This is a genomic window from Teichococcus deserti (assembly GCF_001982615.1).
Lineage (GTDB): Bacteria > Pseudomonadota > Alphaproteobacteria > Acetobacterales > Acetobacteraceae > Pseudoroseomonas > Pseudoroseomonas deserti.
This window is the reverse complement of the sequence record NZ_MLCO01000298.1, coordinates 1-1,164: the sequence shown is the minus strand read 5'-3', so window position 1 is coordinate 1,164 and position 1,164 is coordinate 1. Positions and strand designations below refer to the sequence as shown.

Below are 1,164 nucleotides of genomic sequence, written 5' to 3'. Positions count from 1 at the left end.
TGGCCTCGATCATCACCAGGCCGAAGGGCTCCGGCCAGTCGATCGGGAACAGCAGGGCATGGGCGCCGGAGAGGAATTCCGGCTTCTGGTCGTCGTTGATCTCGCCGATGTACTCGACATGGTCCTGCGTCATCAGCGGCGCGATGACCCGGTCGTAATAGGCGCGGTCGGCATCGTCGATCTTGGCGGCGACCTTCAGCTTCACCCCGGCGCGGGCGGCGATGCGGATGGCACGGTCCAGCCCCTTCTCCGGCGAGACGCGGCCGAGGAAGGCGAAGTACTTCTGCTCGACCGGCTGAGGCGTCAGGCGGTCCTTCGGCATGCCGTGCAGGATGGTGCGCGCCCAGTTCAGCTTGGGGATCGGCAGCCGCTGGTGGTCGGAGATCGAGACATAAGGCGTATGGCCATAGGTCTCGTAGATCATCTTGAACTCGGGCAGGTCGAGCCGGCCATGCAGCGTGGTGACGAAGGGCACGCGCTGGCGGTCGAGCAGGCCGAGCGGGAAATAGTCGATATGCGAGTGGATCACGTCGAACTCATGCGCCCGCTGGCCGACGATCTCGACCATCTTCATGTAATGGGCGACCCAGTCCTTCACCGAGGGATCGAGGCGCAGCGCCTGCTCGCGCATCGCCGCAAGCCGGGCCGTGGTGACGGAGTCGCCGCTGGCGAACAGCGTCACCTCATGGCCCATCGCCACCAGCTCCTCGGTCAGCGAGGAGACAACGCGCTCCGTGCCGCCATAGAGCTTGGGCGGAACGGCCTCGAACAGCGGCGATATTTGAGCGATACGCATGAACGCGATCCCTTTTCTCAGGCAGATCACAGCTTCTAGTTAAAACAGGGCTGCGCTTGACTTGACCGGCTCAGCCACGCCCATATTTCATCCTCAAGGTACAAATTCATTATGGCGAAAAGTGGGCTGGCTTTGACGGCATCTGGAACGCCCCCCTCGGGGTTTCGTTTCCTTCTGCGCCATGCCGCGGCGCACAAGGCGGGTCACGTCCTGGTCTTCGGGGCGGTGCTGGCGGCGGTGCTCTGCGGCGTCGCCACGCAATACGGGCTGAAGCACCTGATCGACCTGGTGGCCCCCGGGCCGGCCGCGACCGACACGGGTGCGGTGTGGACCGCCTTCGCCCTGCTGGTCGCGCTGATCGCCGCCGA

1 protein-coding gene and 1 pseudogene are annotated in these 1,164 nt (G+C 64.8%); one reads left to right on the top strand and one right to left on the bottom strand.

From position 1 onward, the window contains the following. Window positions 1-796: glycosyltransferase family 4 protein (locus tag BKE38_RS24765; protein WP_076959890.1), on the bottom strand; the 796-nt coding region annotated here is incomplete at its 3' end. 132 nt (window positions 797-928) lie between these two features. On the opposite strand from BKE38_RS24765, the pseudogene BKE38_RS30595 reads away from it, so the two are divergent. Next, window positions 929-1,164, top strand: a pseudogene (locus BKE38_RS30595) (hypothetical protein); the annotation flags it as partial.